This window comes from Nocardia sputi, assembly GCF_023501985.1.
Genome location: NZ_JAMFLC010000018.1, coordinates 171,791 through 190,452, shown reverse-complemented (window position 1 = coordinate 190,452; position 18,662 = coordinate 171,791). Strand labels below are relative to the sequence as shown.

The following is an 18,662-nucleotide window of genomic DNA, read 5'->3' as shown; positions in this document are numbered from 1 at the left end:
CGCACATCCTCACCCGGTTCGCACAGTCCCGCAACCCGAGTTGTGAGATTCCCGCGCATCGCGATCGCGCCGGGATGTCACCACGTGTCTTCGAGCAGGCGCGGCTTGCACGCCTGCCAGGCGCCCGCGAGCAACACCAGCACCGCGACGCCGAGCATCCCGAACGGGATGAGCCACCCGCCGGTGGCCGTGCGCAGCACCCCGAACAGCAGCGGCCCCACACAGGCCACCGCGTAGCCGACGCCCTGAGTGAAGCCGGACAGCGCCGCCGACCCGGCGGGCGTACGGGTGCGCAAGTTGATCAGGGTCAGCGCCATCGGGAAGGTGCTCGGGCCGAGGCCGAGCACGACGACCCACAGGATGGGGGCGGCCATCGGCGCGGTGAGCAGCCCGGCGAACGCCACGAAGAACAGCACGGCGCACACGACCACCACCGGGAACGGATTACCGAACCGGGCGACAAGGGTCGGCGCGGTGAGGGCGGCGACCAAGCCGACCACGGCGAACAGCCCCACCATGGCTCCGCCGTACGCGGCGCTCGCGCCCGCCTCGGTCAGGATCTTCGGCAACCAGGTGAACATCGCATAGGTCGTGAGCGAGGTCATGCCGAACATGCCCGCCATCCCCCAGGCGATCGGTGAGCGCCACACGCGCCCGGTATCCGGCGCTTGTCCCGGCAGCGCGGTCATGTCCGCGCCGTCATGTCCGCGTCTGCCGCGCAGCACCGCCAGCCAAGGCACCGCGGCGGCGAAGCCGAGCAGGCCCCACACACCGAGCGAGACGCGCCAGCCGTGCGCATCCGCGAGCGGGACCGCGGCGAAGGCGGGCACGACCGTGCCGAGTTGCACCATCACGATGTACAGCGAGCTGATCACCGCGAGTCGATCCGGGAAGTACCGCTTGACCAGAGGCGGGATCACCACGTTGCCGATGCCCATGCCCGCCAGCGCGAGGGCCGAGAAGACGAGCAGTTCGGCGGTGCCCGACATCAGCACCCGGATCAGCATGCCCGCGCCGGCCATCAGCATGGCCGTCAGCGCCGTGCGCTCCAGCCCGAGCCGGACCGCCAAGATCGGCGTGAGCAGTCCCGACAACGCGAACATCGCGGTGGGGATCATGCCGAAGACGCCGACGACCGCAGCGCCGTAACCGATCTCGGCGCCGATCCGCTCGGCCAGCGGACTGTACGCGGTGACCGCGACCCGCAGGGTGAGCGCCGACATCACGATGGCGGTGAGAACCAGCAGACGGCCCTCGGTCAACGCACGTCGACGGCGCTCGACCAGGACGGATTCCCGGCCGGGCGCTGTTTCCGGAATAGTCGCAGTCACCGAGAAATCATAGGATGACCGGATGATGCGCGGCAACGATTTGTGATGGGCGGTACTCTGTCGAGGTGCAACCCGTCCGGCGAACCAGCCTCATCGCCCAGGTCACCGAGCAGCTGCGTGCCGAAATCCGTTCCGGCCGTTGGTCCATCGGCTCCCGCATCCCCACCGAGCCGGAGCTCACAGAACTCACCGGCACCGGCCGCAACACCGTGCGCGAAGCCGTCCAGGCTCTCGTGCACGCGGGCATGCTGGAACGTCGCCAAGGCTCCGGAACCTATGTCATCGCGGCATCCGACCTCGGTGGCACCCTCGGCAAGTACTTCGCCGACGCCGAGCAACGCGATGTCTTGGAACTGCGCCTCGCGCTGGACACCACCGCCGCCGCCCTGGCCGCCCGCCGCCGCGACGACACCGACATCGCGAACTTGGTGCGCTTGCTAGCCGAACGAGACAAGGGGTGGGACGAGGACCGGGCCGCCGCGATCGAGGCCGACGTCCAGCTGCACCGCGCGATCGTCGTCGCGAGCCACAACGCGGTGTATCTCGAGTTCTACGATTCGCTACTGCCCATCATCGAGCAGGTCATTCACGCACGGACATCGAAGTCCGACGAGTCCTATGCCGAGGAGCATGCCGCCTTGGTGCACGCGGTGATCGACGGCGATCCCGAACGGGCCGCCTCGGCCACGCGATGCTTCCTCAATTCTCTTATCGCGGAATATCCCGACGCGCGCTGAAAGCCGTGAGGTAACCGAGTGGTCACCATCCGCACTTACGCGATGTGAGTCGGAATTGCCGGGAACGTCACCGCGGGCCACGGGGACGCAACAAGCGGCTCATACCTTTGTCTCGACCGTAGCTTGGCACTCGACACCGCCGCGATGAGGGCCGGTCGAGCCGAATCGAGAGGAAGCCGATGACCGCCGTAGCAGCCACCGGCCAGCAGTCGCCGACAACGACTTTCGAACACCGGAAACGTGGACGCTGGCTCGACCACTGGGATCCGGACAATGTGAAGTTCTGGGAATCCGGCGGTGCGAAAACCGCGCGCAAGAACCTGCTTTTCTCCGTGTTCGCCGAGAATCTCGGCTTCAGCGTCTGGGTCATCTGGGGCACGGTGGTGACCAGCATGGGCGCCGCCGGATTCGGCTTCCTCGCCGGTCTCGGCCAAGGAAATCCGACCGCGGTGAGCAACGCGCTGCTGCTGACCTCGACCCCCACCCTGGTCGGCGCCGCACTGCGCATCCCCTACACCTTCGCCATCCCCCGGTTCGGGGGGCGGGCCTTCACCGCCTTCAGCGCGGCCATGCTGCTGATCCCGACCCTCGGCCTGGCCTACTTCGTCAACCAGCCCGGCACGCCGATGTGGGTGTTCCTGCTGCTGGCGGCGCTGGCCGGAGTCGGCGGCGGCAATTTCTCCTCCTCCATGGCCAACATCAACTTCTTCTTCCCCGAGGGCAAGAAGGGCGCGGCGCTGGGCATCAACGCCGCGGGCGGCAACCTCGGCGTCGCCCAGACGCAGTTGGTGCTCCCGTTGCTGATCACCTTCGGCACGCACCTCATGGCGAAGGACCCGGCGGGTTACCGCTTCGGCATCACGCTGTCGGTCCTGGTCTGGGTGCCGTTCATCCTGGCCGCCGCGTTCGGCGCGCTGCGTTACATGGACAGCATCAGCACCGCCAAGTCCGACGGGAAGTCCTACCGCCGCGCCCTCACCAACCGCCACACCTGGGTGATGGCCGTCCTCTACATCGGTACCTTCGGCTCGTTCATCGGCTTCTCCTTCGCCTTCCCGACGCTGATCAAGGCCAACTTCCCGGAGCTGACGAAGATCGGCTGGATCACCACGCTCGGTAACCTCGCGTTCCTCGGGGCACTGGTCGGGTCGTTCAGCCGGCCCTTCGGCGGCTGGATCTCCGACAAGGTCGGCGGCGCGAAGATCACCCTGTACGTGTTCGGCGGCATGGCGATCGCGGTCGCGCTCATCATGGTCGGACTCGAGATGAAGAGCTTCCCGCTCTACCTCCTGGCGTTCCTGCTGCTGTTCGTGCTGACCGGCATCGGCAACGGCTCGACCTACCGGATGATCCCGACCATCTTCAGCGCGGAGTCCAAGAAGTACGCCGCCGAGCACGGCCTCGACATGACAGAGGCCGTCGCCTCGGCCAAGCGCCAGGCGGGCGCGGCGATCGGCGTCATCGGCGCGGTGGGCGCCTCCGGCGGCTGGCTGTTGCAGCAGGCGCTGCGGTTGTCCAACACCCACCTGCACAGCATGGCTCCCGCGTTCTGGGCCTACGCCGCGACCTTCCTGGTGATGGCCACCGTCACCTGGTGGTTCTACCTGCGGTCCTCGTTCGCCATCCAGCGCGTTCCGTCGCTGGCGTACGCGAACGTCTGACCCTCGACGTCCCGCGGTCCGGACCCCGCGGGACACGGGCGCGACGGCCGCCGTCCCCCTCCGGCGGAGCCGCCCACCGAACGTCCGCCCCTCGCCTGGGTGAGAACCGAGGCCCGGCAACGGGTCCCGGCCTGCACCGGGACGATGGGCGGACGTTCGGCCGTTCAGTACGGTAGGTGGACGCCCTCGCGCACTTCCGTGACGGTGCGGGCCATCATCTGTTGCAACGTACCGGCGATTCGGTCGGCAGTGGTGGGTTTGATCGTCACCACGTCGGTGCCGAAGGTGACGTAACGGCCGTCGTTTTCCACATCGTTGAGCTGGAAGTCCTTACGGCCGTTGATATGCCGATTGTCCACGCTGCCCATCGCGTAGACACCGACGTGACCGATCAAAGTCATCGCGCGAGTGAAGAACCGCTCGAATTCCTCTCGCGGTGTCGGCCGCCAGGCGTCCCGGACCGGCGGTCTCGGCCGCGCCAGCTCCTCCGCCGAAGCCTGCAATTGCTTGCCCTGCCCGGGGCCGCAGGCGGGGAACACGTCGACCACGGCTCGCGCCACCTCACCGGCGGGCAGCAACGTCAGCACCACATCGCCGCCTTGCTCCGGGTCGGGTCCCGGCTCCTGCACCGCGACCGCGCCGTGCTGGTAGTGCACCCCCGCGTGCGCCCGCAGCTTGCGGGTCCGGCCGGCCACTCCGGCCACTTCCACCCGTGCCTCCGGAGCGAGCAGTACTTCCACCGCACGCAACAGATCTTCATCGATGCGCGGGCGCAGCGTCTGCGCCGCCGCTTGCCGCAACCGCAAGCTCTCCGACCGGAACTCCGTTGTGAACTGGTGCCGCAAGGGATAAGGCAGTACGTCCCGGCCGGTGGACTCCCATAGGGTCCGGAATTCGAGCGCGGTGAACCGCCAGCTCTGCGCTTCAGACATGTGTGCGGTCCTTATCGCGGGTGGTCACCGATGACCGGCGGCACCGTCCCCGGCAGGTCGTCGAGCCCGGTGAGCTCGTTGCCGTGTTCCTGAGTGATCAGGTAGTCCGGAATGCCCTTGGTCGTCTCGTCATCGGATTTGCCGCCGCGCGCACCAGGGGCCATTCCGCCCGGCATCCCGCTCATACCGGCGCGACCGGGAGATGCGCCGGTTCGCGCGGCAGCAGCCGGGGACGCGTTGGGGTTGTTCGACGTGGCTCGCGGCGACACCGATACGCCCGGCGCACCTGGCCCGTTGGGACTGCCGGGAATGCCGAGATGTGGGCTTCCCGGACTTCCAGGAGTATTCGGCGCTGTGCTCGGAGCAGGCGTCGTCAAGGCGGGCGTGGTCGACGCCGGTGAGGTCGAATCCTGCGTAGTGGACGACGGATCGGTACTGGTCGACTCCGGTGTTCCAGAGGTGGTGTCCGAGGGCTGGGTGGTGGACGGGGTGGTCGAATCGTCGGTGGGATTCGTACCGGTGGGATTCGAGTTGGGCGACGACGGGGTGCCCGAAGGGTTCCCGCTGTTCGGCCCCTGCGGATTGCTTCCGTTGTCGACGCCATTCGGATTCGCAGCAGGGTTCGGACGAGGAATCACGGGCACGTTTGTGTCGGACTCCATCACCACCGGGGCGTAGACGGTTCGCAGTACCCGCAACGCCTCTGTCTTCGCGTTGTACTCGGCGACGTCGTCATTGCGCCATCCGCGCCCCGCCGCCCACGCGAGCGCGTTGCCGATTCCGCTGCGATGTTCCGGAGCATGCGGGACGAGTTGCTTGGTCGGCTCCAACCCCGTCAACAATTCGGACAGCTTGCTGCTGGTCAGTCTCGCGGCGTTCGAGACCTGCGCCCCCTGGGCGGCGTAGTCGCCCACCGCGGTCGCGGCGGCGTTGCGCGCCTCGCCCCGCCACACCCCCTCGTCGGTGGCCAGAGCCATCGCCTTCGTGAAGTTGTCCAACGAAGTCTGGTGCCGATCGGCGATCGTGTTCCACGCGAACACCAAGTCTCCGACCGCCTTCAGATCGATCTGATCGACCTTTTCCCGCAGCGTCGCGACGCCGTGCCGCTCGAACTCATCCGCGTCGAGAACTTCCCTCGGCCGGAACTCGCCCTGGAAACCGACACCGGCAGCCCGGCTGCGCACACCGTCGCGCTGCTGGTTGTACTTGTCCTGCACCGCGGCCGGATCGATATCGGGCTGCAACTCTTCACCGGACATCCAGTTGGTGAAATTGCGCAGGATAGTCGAACCGAGCTGGGGGTAGTCGGGAAACCCCAGGCTCATATTGTAGAACGGGTTAACCATCAGCGCACCTGCTCGGTAGCGTTCGCGATCGGGGCCGCGTTCTCGATGTCTGTGCCGGTGATGCGTTTGAATGATATGGCCATGACTTCACGCATGTTCTTCACGGTCTCGATGTGTTCTAGGATGACTTTGTCGACCGAATTGTCTTCACCGGTCGCCTGTTTCAGGAACTTCTTGACCAAGTCGTCGGCCATTTCGAAGTCACCGAAACCAGAAACGTTCTGGACATCTTGCGTGGCGATTGCCAGATCTTGGAGATCCTTCATACGTTGATCACATGCTTTCGCACACGCATATGCGACTTCTTGGTTGTCGAGGTATATTTCCCCTGCGCGGGCTTGTCCAGCAAGCCGACTCCACAACCCTGCGCTGTCCTCGTTCATCCATCCCCTCCCTGATCAATTCGGTAGAACGGGTACGACCGACTCCCCAACCCGATACAAGGTCACACACGGGTCCTCGAGATTGTCGAGACCTGCCAAGTTGGATACTCGCAATTGAACGACACCTCGAGCCGCGCGGAAAAGAACGTCGCACAGCAGACCCTTCGAAGCGCCTTCAACTTTGAACTGCCGACCTTCCCGACCAGCAACCGTGACATCCCGGAACTCGACATTCCCAGGCTTCTTCTCGAACTCGGCTATGGTTCGCCCCGTCGAGAACACAGTCATCGAGTAGCGACTACCCTTCCACCGGCAGATTTCCCAGCCCGACTGGTCCACCCCCGCAACACCCTTCTCCTCGGTGGCAGGATCGACTCCAGCCGCGCGCAGCGCGTCATCGGGAATACCCGTACAAGGGTTGAAGAGAGACTGCGTAGTCGTGCTGGTCCCCGTCGTAGGAGCTCCGTTGGTGGTGCCCCCGCACCCAATGACTCCGGTCGCCAACGCACCCACGAGCAGTGTCAACATGATTCGACGACTCATCCCCACCCTCTCGACCTGTGATGACTCAGGTTGGCCCACACTAGCAGACGAGCAGCTCGATCTCACTTGCTCATATCTCCGGCCATGCTCCACCCAACCAGCCGAAAGCCGAGCGCCGATGCCGCCAGACGCGGTGGTGCGCCACATGATTGATTTTCCGAAAGATGAGACGCAGACTCACCGGGACAGGCCCACGAGTTCGACTCTTCCCGACCCAGCGACCCGCTCACGACACCGACGCAGCCCCGCCGCCCCACACGATGAACCCGCTGAGAGTCAGCGCATCTGCTCGGTCGCGTTAGCGATCGGGGCCGCGTTCTCGATGTCTGTGCCGGTGATGCGTTTGAACGAGATCGCCATGACCTCACGCATGTTCTTCACGGTCTCGATGTGTTCTCGAATGACCTGGTCGATCGAATTAGGCTCCCCGGCAGCCTGTTTCAAGAACTTCTTGGTCAAGTCATCAGCCATAGCGAAATCGCCGAAGCCTGAGACATTTTGAGCACCTTGCGCCGACAATAGGAGCTTATCCAGGTCGGCGAGGCGGTCATCGCATGCCTTCGCGCACAGATATGCAGCGTTTTCATCATCGAGGTAAAGCTCACCTGATCTAGCTTGCCCGGCCAGTGTCTTCCAGATCGCCGCGTCGACCTCGCTCATACGTAATCCCCCAATTAAGCCGGCAATACCGGCACGATAGAATCGCCAACCCGATATAAAGTTGCGCAAGGATCCTCAGGGCTACCTACCGAGGCCCTATTGGAGACCCGCAGCTGAATCAATCCCCCACTCGTCGCGAAAAGAACGTCACAGAGCAGGTCCTTCGATGCGCCTTCAACCTTGAACTGTCGCCCTTTACGACCAGCGACCGTTACATCTCGGAAGTCGACATTTCCAGGTTTCTTCTCGAACTCAGACACCGTACGTCCAGTAGAAAAGATTGAGATGAAGTACCGAGTGCCTTCCCAGTTGCAGATCTCCCAGCCGGACTGAGGCACTCCGGCGACACCGACCTCCTCAGTTGCAGGATCGACCCCAGCCGCTCGCAAAGCTTCGTCCGGGATGCCGGTGCACGGGTTGAACAGAGACTGTGCCGCAGAGGTGCTTGAACCTGTCGTACGCGATCCGTTCGTTGTGCCCCCACACCCGACGACTCCGGTCGTCAACGCGCCAACGAGCAGCGTCAACATGATTCGACGGCTCATCCCCACCCTCTCGACCTGTGACGACGACTCAGGTTCGCCAACACTAGCAGACGACCTGTGCCGGTATCTCTGCACGGACGGCCGGGCCACTGTCGGGCCGTAGGCCGCCTCTTGTGTTGTGCCGTGGCGGGTTTGAAACCGCAACTAGCGTGGGAGTGCAGTAACGAGCTGGACGAAAGCTAGGACATACCACTGGGTTCGATTGATGATCGAAGGAGCTGGAATGGTGAAGTTCGGGAAGATCGCGGCCGGTGCAGTGCTGGCCGCCGCCGCAGTGAGTGTTGCTCCCGCTGTTGCTTCTGCTGATGATCCGGAGTTTCCGCGCAACGGTGTCATCCCGGCTGGGACCTATCACATCGGGCGGGGGCCTTCCAATGTCGTCGGGTCGCCTATCGAGAACTGCGATCTGCAAGTCTTTCCAGACGGCCGGTCGGTGGTGCTGATCTGTGGGGCCTCGAGGCGGGGCGGGTATCAGACACCAGTAGGGCCGGACGAGACCTACGTGACGTTCGACAACGTGCCCTTCGGACTGGACCTGCGTGACATCGACCCTCGCCAGGGAATCTGGACCGGAACGGCGAACATCGCTGGGACCCCGATCATCGTCCCGTACCCGCTGGCAGCGGTCTGGCTCAGCCGCCGGTGAACCGGCCAAGCCCGGTATCGCGCGATCGCGCGTGACGCCGGATCGCGTACCAAGATAACTGCGGTCCGGCTCCGGCTCCGGCTGTGGTGCCGGAGTCCGGGCCGCTCTCCGCTAATTCCGCTGTTTCACAGTTTCAGAGCGACGTTGTGAACGCGCCGTCTCTGACACACGCGGTGAAGGCATCCCATCCGCCCGGCGTGAAGGTCAGCACCGGGCCGGTCGGGTTCTTCGAGTCGCGGACGCCGACCCGAACAGCATCGAGCCACCCAACTTCCACACACGCTTCGCCACCGCCGCTATGGCTTGACTTGAACCATTTCGCGCTGGATAGCTCGCTGGTCACTGTTCGTGTCTCCTTGCCATCGTCCTCAGAAGGTCTCGGGACGGCTGCTCTTGCAAAGCAGCGCCACGAAGGGCGTCAAAGATGTATCGAAATCGCGCGACATCATCTACTTCCTCGAAAAACATCGTGCCGATTGCACCTTCGGTGTAGACCACCGAAGGCTCATCCCGCAAGAAGTCGAGGATTATGTACGGCGGTATCGCCGAGCCCGCAGGGAAGCCAGCGGTGAACGGCACGATTCGGATCGATATGTTGTCTCGGGTACTCAAGTCAGCGATATGGCGATGTTGCAGAGCCATGGTGCGGTCGGAGCCGACCACGGTCCGCAAGGCCGCCTCGTGCAGCAGGAACTCCGCCCGCAATGGCCTGTGCCGTCGCGTCAGTATCGCGGATCGTCTCATCCGCAGGCCTACTCGCCTCTCCACTTCATCCACGGTGCTGGTCGGCGGATAGGCCTCCACGTTCCGCGCATATTCGGCCGTCTGCAGTAGTCCGGGTATGACGAGCGACTGAAAGAAGTGGAGTTCTGTTGCCGCTGACTCCAACTGAAGATATGTGTTGAATCCCGGTCGAATCAGGCTGCGATAGTCCTGCCACCAGACCTTGGCGTTGGACTGAACCACCAGTGATTTCAAATACTCGGTTCGATCCTCGGATAGCCCGTAGTACTGGCAGACGAACTCGATATCCCGAACCTTCACCTTCTCGTTCTGCCCCAGCTCCAGCCGTCCGAGCGAAGATCGGCTGATCTCCAGGACCTCGGCTACCTGCTCGAGCGTGTAGCCGTTGGCCTGGCGCGCGTCGCGCAGTGCGCGGCCCAGCTGGCGACGCGGGAGCGTCGTCCGGCTGGGGTCCGACTTGGTACCCACCATTCCGCTGTGTCCTCCCCTTACTTCCCACGGTGTGGCCTGGTTTTTCCCACGGCGAGAATCAATGTGCGCCCGACTCGGGAGACGCTCAGCGCGGACGCACCGGTTGCTCGGCACCGGACGTTTCGCGCGTCCCATCGTGGGCACGCTGCGCAGCATATGCACATGGCCGAAGAACACGGAACAGAACTCGAATCCGTAACGAACTATGCAGCGGTGGAGGGAGATACGCGCGGGCGTCACAGCGCGACACATGCCCTGCTCGTGCTGCCCGAAGTCTGCGGGCACACCGACGTGCGACTGGCTCACGAGCAGATGCGGGTGCACCTGACCTGCCGCATCGAGCGGTGTGCGTGGAAGGCGGCGGCCTATCGCACGCTGGTGTCCTCGGGTCGGCTGACGCCGCAGGTGGTGAGCCACCGCGAACGCGCCGCCGCGCGTGGCATGCGCTTCCCGTCATCTGATGAGCCCGGTAGCGCCGGGCACGGCCCCGATGTGCACACGCTTCAGGAAGTACTGGAACGGCTGTCGGCTTTGGCCGCGCCACCGGAACCGATGCGGGGGTGAAACGGTTGCATCGAACCACAATCGGAGCCGTGCAGGCCGGATGGCAGGTAGTGGGGAGTCGCATCGAGATCGTGTTCTTGCGTGACGACTCCGATCCCACACCCGCCTACCGCCTGCGCAACAACGGCGATACCGTGCCGATCCCATTAGGACAGAACGGATTTGTCGCGTTCGACGAACGCGCACTCCCCGATTTGGCGCAGGTTCGCGAATGGTTCCCACGCCATTTCCGGTTGTGGGACGCGGTGCGCGCCCAGTTCTGGGAGGTGTTGCTGCCCGCAGGCGGGGCACGCACCACCGATCTTCCCGTCCCGCCGCGATCACCGCGCCCGTGAATACTCCCGGCCGCATCCACGACCCGTACAGGCAGCAACCGAAAAGGGAAATGTCCAAGCGACGCAATCGACCGCGGCACCAGTCGCGGAAGCCGACGAATTCCACCATCCGATACCCGCCCCCTGCCACGATCGACGCGATACTCACGGCGATGATGTCCGAACGCCGCGCAGACGCCGCCGACGCCGACACCATTCACTTCTGGGGATTCGCCCGCACCGAAAACCCCACCGCACAGGACGCCGCCCACATCCCGATAGCCCTCGATCCCCACGCCGAACGCTCCCCCGTACTGGATTCGGCCGAATGGCTGATCCGCCGCTTCGCGGGCCGCATCTGGGGTTTCGGGCTCGCCTACCTGACGGTGGGCGAGGTGTTCACCGCAGCCGAGGGTGTCCCACGGGACGCGCTACAGGCCGCGGCGGCGGGCCGGATGAGCGAACGCTCCACTGCCGACACGATGTGCGCGGCGACTGTTTTCGATGCCCGAGGCCAGGCCTACACGGCACTGACATACACCCACCTGCCTGAACTCGGAGCGACGCCCACCTGGGTGAAGGACACCCGCGAATCCATCGACACCTGGGTCACCCTTTTCGACCAACGTGCCGTCGCGGCGCATGTGTGGGCGGCGGCGATAACGCTGGATCCACACGCCAACCACGTCGCCATAGCTCGGTTGCGGTCGCACTGAAGCCCTTCGGCGCGGGTGTAATTGCGTTGGCCGAGCCCGCGTCCGTTGTTACGGTGTGGGCGTGAGTTCTCCGGAGTCGTCCAGACGGTAGCCGCCCGGCATTTGTGCTGGGCGGCGTTGTGAGCTGACTGAACCGCTGGTCATCGAGTGGCTGGCGGGTTCTTCGCAACGCCGGACGATGTTGGTTTTCCCTGCGGTCGGGCGATGGTTCGCCCGATTCCGCGACCATCTCGGGCGTCGTGAACCTGGCGCCCTGTATCCGGGGAGTTGTCCTTCTATGCCCATTGTGGTGTTCGTGCTGGCTGTCGCGGTTTTCGCGCAGGGCACATCCGAATTCATGGTGTCGGGGTTGCTGGAGCGGATCGCCGTCGACGTCGGAGCCTCGCTGGGTTCCGCCGGTCTGCTGACCTCGCTGTTCGCGGCGGGCATGGTGCTCGGCGCGCCCGCGATGGCGGTGGCGGCGGGCCGATTGCCGGTCAGGCATTCGGCGGCGGCGTTCTTGGCGGTGTTCTGCGCGGCTCACGTCGTCGGTGCGGTGACCATCGATTTCCCGGTGTTGCTGGCGACTCGGGTCGTCGCGGCGGTCGCCAACGCCGGATTCCTCGCTGTCGTGCTGGCCGCTCTGCCACGATTGGTCGGCCCGGCCGTGGTGGGGCGCGCCACCTCGGTGGTGATATCCGGGGTGACAGTGGCCTGCATCGCCGGTGTACCCGCCGGGACTCTGCTGGGACAGGTCTGGGGTTGGCGTGCGGCGTTCTGGGCCGTCGCGATAGTCAGCGGGGCAGTACTTATCCCGCTGTGGACGATGGTCCCTCGGGATGTGCGTGCCGGTGATCGGCCCGGCGCACAGGAGCTGTCGCTGTCGAGCGAATGGAGGGTGCTCGGCAGGCGGCCGGTCCGCACCGCCGTCGTGGTGGCGGTCCTGGTCAACGCGGCGACGTTCGCGGGCTTCACTTTCCTCGGCTCGATCACCGCCGCTGTCGCCGGTGCGGGTAGCGGTTGGGTTCCGGTCGTGCTGGCCTTCTTCGGCATCGGCTCGTTCCTCGGCGTGACGTTCACGGGCCGCTACAGCGACCGTCATCGAATCGTCAAAATCGGAACGACCGGACTCGTCGCGGTGTGGTTGCTGGCCGCTCTGACCGCACACACATCGGCCGGTGTGTCGATCATGGCAGCGGTGACCGGCGCGGTCGCGTTCGGCGTCGGATCGACACTGATCGCCACGATCGTGCAAACCGCCGCGACCGCCGCACCACGTATCGCGGGCGCGTTGGCGACCACCGCGTTCAATATCGGCGCTGTTCTCGGTCCTGTCGCCGCCGCTGTGGTGGTCGATCACACCGGGCAGCCGGCGAAAGCGTTGTGGTGCAGCGCGGTCTTCACCATCGCCGCGGTGGCTGTCGTGTGGACATCCAGGAATTCGGTCGTATCCCAGACGTCGGCCGAAGAATCCATGGCACAGGATCCGATCAGGTAATCCTCGCGCAACAGAAAAACGCAGCGGGTTGCGCGTTCTGCCTGCCGAGTCGGCGGCTTCTCGCCGGGCGACCTTCACCTCCGTTGCCCAACGGGAAGCCGCCACATTGCATCCGCTTTCGCGGGTTCGGGTGGTTGCGGCGCACGCCGAATAGTTGAAAGGCAATCACTTCGGCCACGTCGCCTTATGCGTTGGTCGATGCAAGGCCCACTGTCGGCATCGAGCGAGTTCTGCCCCAGCTCACCACGCCGGTCCGGACCGATGATCGGCCGACACCGCGAGCGGCACCCTCAGACTCTCGTCGAGCTGTCGGAGGGTGGCGGTTTGACGACACCGACGAGCGATCCAGCGTTCATTGCATAGCTTTGTGTTTGCAAGCGATCGCTGGAATTGCCTTCGATGGTGTTGATCCGGCCGGTTCTGGGATCCACGGATTCCACGATGCCCACATGGTCCGGGGTTCCGTCACCCTCCCAGTCGAAGATGATCATGTCACCTTTTTGGGCACTCGAGATATTCGCCGCCAATCCCATGTGCTTGGCGTCGTTCCAGATGGCCGGCACGTAATTCTTGTTGGTCCAGTCGACGTTGTAACCGGCCTGATCCCACGCCCAGGTAGAGAACGCCGCGCACCATGCGTCATTGATGTTGTACGGGGCCTTGTAGAGCTTGCCATCCGCGCCGCGGAACATCGGGACATTATTTCCGCCGCTCTCGGAAACACCGAGTCCCAGCTGCTCCCGGGCCTTCGTGACGATGTCATCCGGGGTTCCGGTCCCGCGGGTCCACGTAGCGCTGCTCGCGGTCGGCGTCCACGGACTCCGAGACCCGACATCCGGCGCATTGCCGTACGGGTTGCGGGGAAGGTTCGGCATCATCTCGTAGATGTTGCCCGCGTTCCTGCGCATACCACTGTCGGAATCCTCGATCGTGTCGTGCACCCGGTCCACGGCCTCCAGGATCAGCACCAGCAACCGATTCTCCGCGGCGGGAGTCAGGTGCAAATTGCCGTCGGGCAGCCGAGTCAGCTCGTGCTGGCCACTCAACTCGGCTCTCAGCCCGTCCGCGATCCGTTTCACATCCTGGAACGCTTTGTTCGAGGTGTCGAAGCTTGCGAAGGCGCGCTCATTCACATTGTCGGTCCGCATGCGCAGGTCGGATGCCATGTTCAGGATCTCACCGCGTCTATCCCCGTAGTTGCCGGTCATCACCGACGAGGCCGGGTCGAGCTTTTGGGCGCCGGGCTGGTCGAACTCGAGCCCTTGCTCGCTGAGCAGTCCTTTATCTGCCAGCCGACCGATCATGTCCGGCTGTCCGCCGTCATAACCGGAGGCGAACAGCACGATCGAACTCTGGATATGCCCGTGCGCCGCGTCGATGATCGCGTTGAGGCCGGGGCTGGCATGAGCGGGATGCGGAAAAGGCTCGATCTTTATGTCTTGGAACGTGGTCGTCATGCACGCCCTCCACCCGGCACGGTGCACGCAGCCGGTCCTCGCAGGCCGGTACACAGCATGGACAGATCGCCGACCAACTCGATCAGCTCGTAACAAGTCGTCACCACGCGCGCACCCTCCTCCGACCCAGGGCACGCATGCCGGCAGGCGTAACGAGCACCATCCGAAACCTCACTCGGCAGAGACCGCCGGACGTACGGCGGCACACCCATCTCTAACGCCGAGTATCGGGCATTCCCGACATTGGCAATTGATGGTGAGTCCTTCCGAACGCGGGGCGAACAACCCCTGACCGACCGAGCCGAATTCGTCGCGCCGAATCACACTGCACGACTTCCGAATCAGAGGGTAAGGCGCACCATGTCCGCCGTGCGCGCCAGACCGGGAAACGCCTGGGGCGTCGAGCGCGGATGCAGAGCGTGCACCGCGAGGCGGAACATGACCGCGCGCAACAACATCTGCGGCCACTCCGGCAGGTCCGCCCAGCGTTCGAGCAACCCGTCGTCCGCGCCACCCCAGGCCAGCGCATCCACCACGATCACTCCGGCCGCCCAGGGAGCGGGCCGCCAGTAAGGGGTGATGTCGGTGAGGCCGGGGATCTGCGCACCCGCGAACAACACGGTGCCGAACAGATCACCGTGCACCAGCTGCGGAGGCGTCTGTACCGGTTTGCGCAGCGTGGCAAGCTGACCGATCAGCTCGATGCTGCGCTGCCCGTCCGGCGAGGTCGACAGCGACACTCCGCCGGCACGGAGACTGCGCAGCGGCACCGGCTCCCACGCGGCGCGATCGGCGGCGACGAACACGTCCACGTCCACCCACGGCACGACCGGCGGCTGTGAGAGGAAGCGCGGCCGCTCCACGTCGGCCGTCGCCTGGTGCAGGCGCAAGGACACCGAGACCACCTCGTCGTGCCGTGGTTCGGGAGCACCCTCCAAATAGGTGTCCGCACGCCAGCCCGACACCACATAACGGCCATCGGTCGCCCGCACCGGGCGGGCCAGCCGCAGTCCGTCCACCTTCAACGTCTCACGGATCTTCGCCGACCACGCCGCGCGCGCGTGATCGGCGACCGGACTGAGCACCACGTCGCCGAAGCGCCAGCCGCCTTCCCAGTCACCGAGCGGAACCGGGGTCACTTCGCGCAGACCGAACGTGGCACGCACATGCTCGGGAGGTTCCACAGAAGTCACGGCCGTACGGTACGTCGTGTCTGTTTTGGCGCGCCTTCGGCGCGCCGTGTTCGCAGCCCTCTCGGACGGAAAATACGATCAGTCGACCGGATCAGTACACCGGCAGCGACTGATCCACCTGGTTGGCCCAGGCGATCACGCCGCCCTGCAGGTGAGTGGCGTCGGCGAAACCGGCGCGTTTGAGGGCGGCCAGGGCCTCGGCGGAGCGCACCCCGGTCTTGCAGTGCAGCACGATGGGGCGGTTCTGCGGGAGCTCGGCCAGTGCTTCGCCGGACAGGATGCGGTCCTTGGGAATCAGCTTGGCGCCCTCGATGTGCACGATGTCCCACTCCACCGGCTCGCGCACGTCGATCAGTTCGATCTCCTTGCCCGATGCCAGCAGTTCCTCGAGTTCACGCGCGGTGATGGTGGACCCGGCCGCGGCGGCCTGGCCCTCGTCGGACACCACGCCGCAGAACGCCTCGTAGTCGATCAGCTCGGTGATCGGCTGACGCTCCGGATCCCGGCGCAGCTTGATGGTCCGGTAGTTCATGTCCAGTGCGTCGTACACCATGAGCCGGCCCAGCAGCGGCTCGCCGATGCCGGTGATCAGTTTGATGGCCTCGGTCACCATCACCGAGCCGATGGACGCGCACAGCACGCCGAGCACGCCGCCCTCGGCGCAGGACGGGACCATGCCGGGCGGCGGGGCCTCCGGGTACAGGTCGCGGTAGTTGATGCCGCGCCCGTCGGGAGCGTCCTCCCAGAACACCGAGACCTGGCCCTCGAAGCGGTAGATCGAACCCCACACGTACGGCTTGCCCGCGAGCACCGCGGCGTCGTTGACCAGGTAGCGGGTGGCGAAGTTGTCGGTGCCGTCGACGATCAGGTCGTACTCGCCGAACAGTTCGACGGCGTTCTCCGGTTCCAACCGGATCTTGTGCAGCCGGACGTCGATGCCGGAGTTGATGTCCAGGATCGAGTCACGGGCGCTGTCGGCCTTCGGGCGGCCGATGTCGGATTCGCCGTGGATGATCTGACGCTGCAGGTTCGAGGCGTCGACCTCGTCGAACTCGACGATGCCGAGCGTGCCGACACCCGCGGCGGCCAGGTACAGCAGCGCGGGCGAGCCGAGACCACCGGCGCCGATCACCAGCACTTTGGCGTTCTTCAGACGTTTCTGCCCGTCCACGCCGAGATCGGGGATGATCAGGTGTCGGCTGTAGCGGGCTACCTCATCCCTGGTCAGCTCCGCGGCCGGCTCGACAAGTGGCGGCAGGGACTTGGGTGATGACACGTCCAGGACTCCTCGAATCGCTAGGCCGATCGCTGCGGCGGTATGGCGCCCTTCGCGGGCTGCTCACCTGTGCAACACCGACAATCGGACCGTTCTTCCCGGCCCATCGTTCCGTATCACCGCCCCACCGCGACAACCGCCCTGCCGTCCGGCGACCGCTGCCCCTCCCACACGACCGCACCGGCAACCGCCCGGATCGAGCGCCACCCGCCACGAATACGACCCTTCAGCCGCGCGGGTAGGGCCAGGGATTGAACCGGCAGCGCTTGCCGTCCATCGGCACCACGCCGTGCGGATCGAGGGCCGCGATGTCGTCGTTCTTGGTTCCGAAGGTCTGCTGCATCATCACCGGCGCCAGCCCGCCGTCGTTCTCGCAAGCCTGATGCTGGTGGTAGCCGATGGCGTGGCCGACCTCGTGGTTGATCAGATACTGCCGGTAGGACCCGATGTCGCCGTCGAAGGCCAGCGCTCCGCGCACCCAGCGGACTTCCGACAGCACCACGCGGCGACTGTCGGCGTTGTAGCAGGACGTATCGATCGGGATGTCGAAACCGCATTCCTTGCGGCTGGTTCCGCGTGCGGTGAGCGAGATGCGGAAGTCGGCGTCACCCTGGTCGACCCGGCGAAACGCGAACTTGGGGTCGTGTGCCCAGCTCTTGGGGTTGGCGAGGGTGGAGTCGATCATCTTGGCGACGGCCTCGTCACCGCCCAAGCCGGAGGTGTCCACGCCGTTCTCGATCTCCACGGTGTAGCGGAAGACGGTGCCGGTTCCGGCGCCGACCTGAGCCGTCGTGCCGGGTACCACGTGCCACGCGCCGCCGCCGGTCTCGGCGAACGCGCCGCCCTCCGGCAGTGCCCCGGTGGGTAGATCGGTGGGGAAGTGCCCGTCGCCCGGTGGAGCGCCGATGATGCCCGCGGTCGCGGTGGCCGTACTGAGTCGCCCCAGCGCCGGATCGAGACCCACGATATCGCCGGTGCGGGTGGCGCGGATCGCGTCGACGACGACCAGAACGGTGATCACGGCCAAGACCGGCAAGGCATACGCCCGCCAGCCATAGGTCGAAACGAATCTGCCGAGCGCGCTCTGCTTCTTGGCGTCCCGCTCCGGGCGGGCCCTGGCCCTGCCCTCGTCGGGGGCGGTGGGATCCCAGCGAGCGCGCAGCGGTTGGTGGGACCGGTCGGCCTTGTGGGAGTAGAGCCCGAGCGGATCGTATATCTCGACACCGTCCCGGTCATGCTGCTGGTCGGAATCGGGTTGTCGCGCAGGGGCTTCGGACGCTTCGGCGTTCTTGCGCTTCTTCCGCCCGCGACCGGGTGACCCGCCGCCTGCCCCGGACCGCTTGGCTGCGCCGGTCCGAGCCGCACCACCGGATTGCGCCACTGGCCAGGTTCTCGCCACGTCGTCCGACCCTACGGAACCGGGCGCGCCGGAGCCAGCCGGGTACCGCGCACCACGCCGCCCACCGGGTGGTCTTTCCGGTCGGTCGGTCACGTTCACCAGCGTCTCACAGCCGCGATTCCCCACTCACGGGCACATGCGCGGTCCCGGAAGTGCGACAATTCTGCGCGGGTGGCACCAGTTGTCCGGCCGCGATCCGCGGGCGGGCGACAACCGGGTATCGTTCATGAGATGACCCGGTGCACACCCCTTCGCCGGGGAATCGAC

20 protein-coding genes are annotated in these 18,662 nt (G+C 65.4%); 7 read left to right on the top strand and 13 right to left on the bottom strand.

The window, feature by feature from the left end:
* Nucleotides 1–77: 77 nt before the first annotated feature.
* A complete protein-coding gene (locus M8859_RS23755; protein WP_236565282.1) occupies nt 78–1,331 on the bottom strand; it encodes an MFS transporter in 1,254 nt (417 codons plus the stop codon).
* Nucleotides 1,332–1,396: 65 nt separating this feature from the next.
* On the opposite strand from M8859_RS23755, the gene M8859_RS23750 reads away from it, so the two are divergent.
* Nucleotides 1,397–2,068 (top strand): FadR/GntR family transcriptional regulator, encoded by a 672-nt coding sequence (locus M8859_RS23750; protein WP_159920713.1) that lies wholly within the window; start codon nt 1,397–1,399, stop codon nt 2,066–2,068.
* 179 nt (nt 2,069–2,247) lie between these two features.
* Nucleotides 2,248–3,729: an MFS transporter gene (locus M8859_RS23745; RefSeq protein WP_159920711.1), complete on the top strand. Its 1,482-nt coding sequence runs from the start codon at nt 2,248–2,250 to the stop codon at nt 3,727–3,729.
* Nucleotides 3,730–3,893: 164 nt separating this feature from the next.
* On the opposite strand, the gene M8859_RS23740 is transcribed toward M8859_RS23745, so the two are convergent.
* From M8859_RS23740 to M8859_RS23715, 6 genes are all read right to left on the bottom strand, one after another.
* Entirely contained in the window at nt 3,894–4,661 is a 768-nt protein-coding gene (locus M8859_RS23740) for an ESX secretion-associated protein EspG (protein WP_249644833.1), read from the bottom strand.
* An 11-nt stretch (nt 4,662–4,672) separates the two neighbouring features.
* Nucleotides 4,673–6,007 carry a hypothetical protein gene (locus tag M8859_RS23735; protein ID WP_249644832.1) on the bottom strand — a complete coding sequence of 445 codons (1,335 nt, stop codon included), beginning with the start codon at nt 6,005–6,007 and terminating at the stop codon, nt 4,673–4,675.
* Complete coding sequence (locus M8859_RS23730; RefSeq protein ID WP_249644831.1) at nt 6,007–6,390, bottom strand: hypothetical protein; 384 nt, start codon at nt 6,388–6,390, stop codon at nt 6,007–6,009. Before M8859_RS23730 ends, M8859_RS23735 begins: the two co-directional genes overlap by 1 nt.
* Before the next feature lie 15 nt (nt 6,391–6,405).
* Nucleotides 6,406–6,918 (bottom strand): DUF3558 domain-containing protein, encoded by a 513-nt coding sequence (locus M8859_RS23725; RefSeq protein ID WP_249644830.1) that lies wholly within the window; start codon nt 6,916–6,918, stop codon nt 6,406–6,408.
* A 291-nt stretch (nt 6,919–7,209) separates the two neighbouring features.
* Nucleotides 7,210–7,593 (bottom strand): hypothetical protein, encoded by a 384-nt coding sequence (locus tag M8859_RS23720; protein ID WP_249644829.1) that lies wholly within the window; start codon nt 7,591–7,593, stop codon nt 7,210–7,212.
* A gap of 14 nt (nt 7,594–7,607) precedes the next feature.
* Nucleotides 7,608–8,123 (bottom strand): DUF3558 domain-containing protein, encoded by a 516-nt coding sequence (locus M8859_RS23715; RefSeq protein ID WP_249644828.1) that lies wholly within the window; start codon nt 8,121–8,123, stop codon nt 7,608–7,610.
* Between the two features lie 238 nt (nt 8,124–8,361).
* On the opposite strand from M8859_RS23715, the gene M8859_RS23710 reads away from it, so the two are divergent.
* On the top strand, nt 8,362–8,784 hold the full coding sequence (locus M8859_RS23710) for a hypothetical protein (RefSeq protein ID WP_195069483.1): 423 nt from the start codon (nt 8,362–8,364) through the stop codon (nt 8,782–8,784).
* A 133-nt stretch (nt 8,785–8,917) separates the two neighbouring features.
* Here M8859_RS23710 and M8859_RS23705 read toward each other — a convergent pair whose 3' ends face one another.
* A complete protein-coding gene (locus M8859_RS23705) occupies nt 8,918–9,127 on the bottom strand; it encodes a DUF397 domain-containing protein (RefSeq protein WP_195069484.1) in 210 nt (69 codons plus the stop codon).
* Nucleotides 9,124–9,999: a helix-turn-helix domain-containing protein gene (locus M8859_RS23700; RefSeq protein WP_249644827.1), complete on the bottom strand. Its 876-nt coding sequence runs from the start codon at nt 9,997–9,999 to the stop codon at nt 9,124–9,126. Before M8859_RS23700 ends, M8859_RS23705 begins: the two co-directional genes overlap by 4 nt.
* Before the next feature lie 162 nt (nt 10,000–10,161).
* On the opposite strand from M8859_RS23700, the gene M8859_RS23695 reads away from it, so the two are divergent.
* The 4 genes from M8859_RS23695 (at nt 10,162) to M8859_RS23680 (ending at nt 13,070) form a co-directional block, all read left to right on the top strand.
* Nucleotides 10,162–10,563, top strand: a complete 402-nt coding sequence (locus tag M8859_RS23695; RefSeq protein WP_249644826.1) for a hypothetical protein — start codon at nt 10,162–10,164, stop codon at nt 10,561–10,563.
* A 5-nt stretch (nt 10,564–10,568) separates the two neighbouring features.
* A complete protein-coding gene (locus M8859_RS23690) occupies nt 10,569–10,898 on the top strand; it encodes a hypothetical protein (RefSeq protein ID WP_249644825.1) in 330 nt (109 codons plus the stop codon).
* Nucleotides 10,899–11,050: 152 nt separating this feature from the next.
* A complete protein-coding gene (locus tag M8859_RS23685) occupies nt 11,051–11,593 on the top strand; it encodes a hypothetical protein (RefSeq protein WP_195069488.1) in 543 nt (180 codons plus the stop codon).
* Nucleotides 11,594–11,870: 277 nt separating this feature from the next.
* Entirely contained in the window at nt 11,871–13,070 is a 1,200-nt protein-coding gene (locus tag M8859_RS23680) for a Cmx/CmrA family chloramphenicol efflux MFS transporter (RefSeq protein ID WP_249644824.1), read from the top strand.
* Nucleotides 13,071–13,360: 290 nt separating this feature from the next.
* On the opposite strand, the gene M8859_RS23675 is transcribed toward M8859_RS23680, so the two are convergent.
* From M8859_RS23675 to M8859_RS23660, 4 genes are all read right to left on the bottom strand, one after another.
* The gene (locus M8859_RS23675; protein WP_159920679.1) at nt 13,361–14,527 is read right to left on the bottom strand and encodes a CHAP domain-containing protein; all 1,167 of its coding nucleotides are present in this window, start codon (nt 14,525–14,527) and stop codon (nt 13,361–13,363) included.
* A 341-nt stretch (nt 14,528–14,868) separates the two neighbouring features.
* Nucleotides 14,869–15,720: a TIGR02569 family protein gene (locus M8859_RS23670; RefSeq protein WP_249644823.1), complete on the bottom strand. Its 852-nt coding sequence runs from the start codon at nt 15,718–15,720 to the stop codon at nt 14,869–14,871.
* Between the two features lie 91 nt (nt 15,721–15,811).
* A complete protein-coding gene (gene moeZ, locus M8859_RS23665) occupies nt 15,812–16,996 on the bottom strand; it encodes an adenylyltransferase/sulfurtransferase MoeZ (protein WP_159920675.1) in 1,185 nt (394 codons plus the stop codon).
* A 226-nt stretch (nt 16,997–17,222) separates the two neighbouring features.
* A complete protein-coding gene (locus tag M8859_RS23660) occupies nt 17,223–18,212 on the bottom strand; it encodes a DUF3152 domain-containing protein (protein ID WP_236565305.1) in 990 nt (329 codons plus the stop codon).
* Between the last annotated feature and the right edge of the window lie 450 nt (nt 18,213–18,662).

Coding starts and splice junctions, on each gene's coding strand:
- M8859_RS23745 (WP_159920711.1), top strand. CDS start 2,248: ATGACCGCCGTAGCAGCCACCGGCCAGCAGTCGCCGACAACGACTTTC.
- M8859_RS23740 (WP_249644833.1), bottom strand. CDS start 4,661: ATGTCTGAAGCGCAGAGCTGGCGGTTCACCGCGCTCGAATTCCGGACC.
- M8859_RS23735 (WP_249644832.1), bottom strand. CDS start 6,007: ATGGTTAACCCGTTCTACAATATGAGCCTGGGGTTTCCCGACTACCCC.
- M8859_RS23730 (WP_249644831.1), bottom strand. CDS start 6,390: ATGAACGAGGACAGCGCAGGGTTGTGGAGTCGGCTTGCTGGACAAGCC.
- M8859_RS23725 (WP_249644830.1), bottom strand. CDS start 6,918: ATGTTGACACTGCTCGTGGGTGCGTTGGCGACCGGAGTCATTGGGTGC.
- M8859_RS23720 (WP_249644829.1), bottom strand. CDS start 7,593: ATGAGCGAGGTCGACGCGGCGATCTGGAAGACACTGGCCGGGCAAGCT.
- M8859_RS23715 (WP_249644828.1), bottom strand. CDS start 8,123: ATGTTGACGCTGCTCGTTGGCGCGTTGACGACCGGAGTCGTCGGGTGT.
- M8859_RS23710 (WP_195069483.1), top strand. CDS start 8,362: ATGGTGAAGTTCGGGAAGATCGCGGCCGGTGCAGTGCTGGCCGCCGCC.
- M8859_RS23700 (WP_249644827.1), bottom strand. CDS start 9,999: ATGGTGGGTACCAAGTCGGACCCCAGCCGGACGACGCTCCCGCGTCGC.
- M8859_RS23695 (WP_249644826.1), top strand. CDS start 10,162: ATGGCCGAAGAACACGGAACAGAACTCGAATCCGTAACGAACTATGCA.
- M8859_RS23685 (WP_195069488.1), top strand. CDS start 11,051: ATGATGTCCGAACGCCGCGCAGACGCCGCCGACGCCGACACCATTCAC.
- M8859_RS23680 (WP_249644824.1), top strand. CDS start 11,871: ATGCCCATTGTGGTGTTCGTGCTGGCTGTCGCGGTTTTCGCGCAGGGC.
- M8859_RS23675 (WP_159920679.1), bottom strand. CDS start 14,527: ATGACGACCACGTTCCAAGACATAAAGATCGAGCCTTTTCCGCATCCC.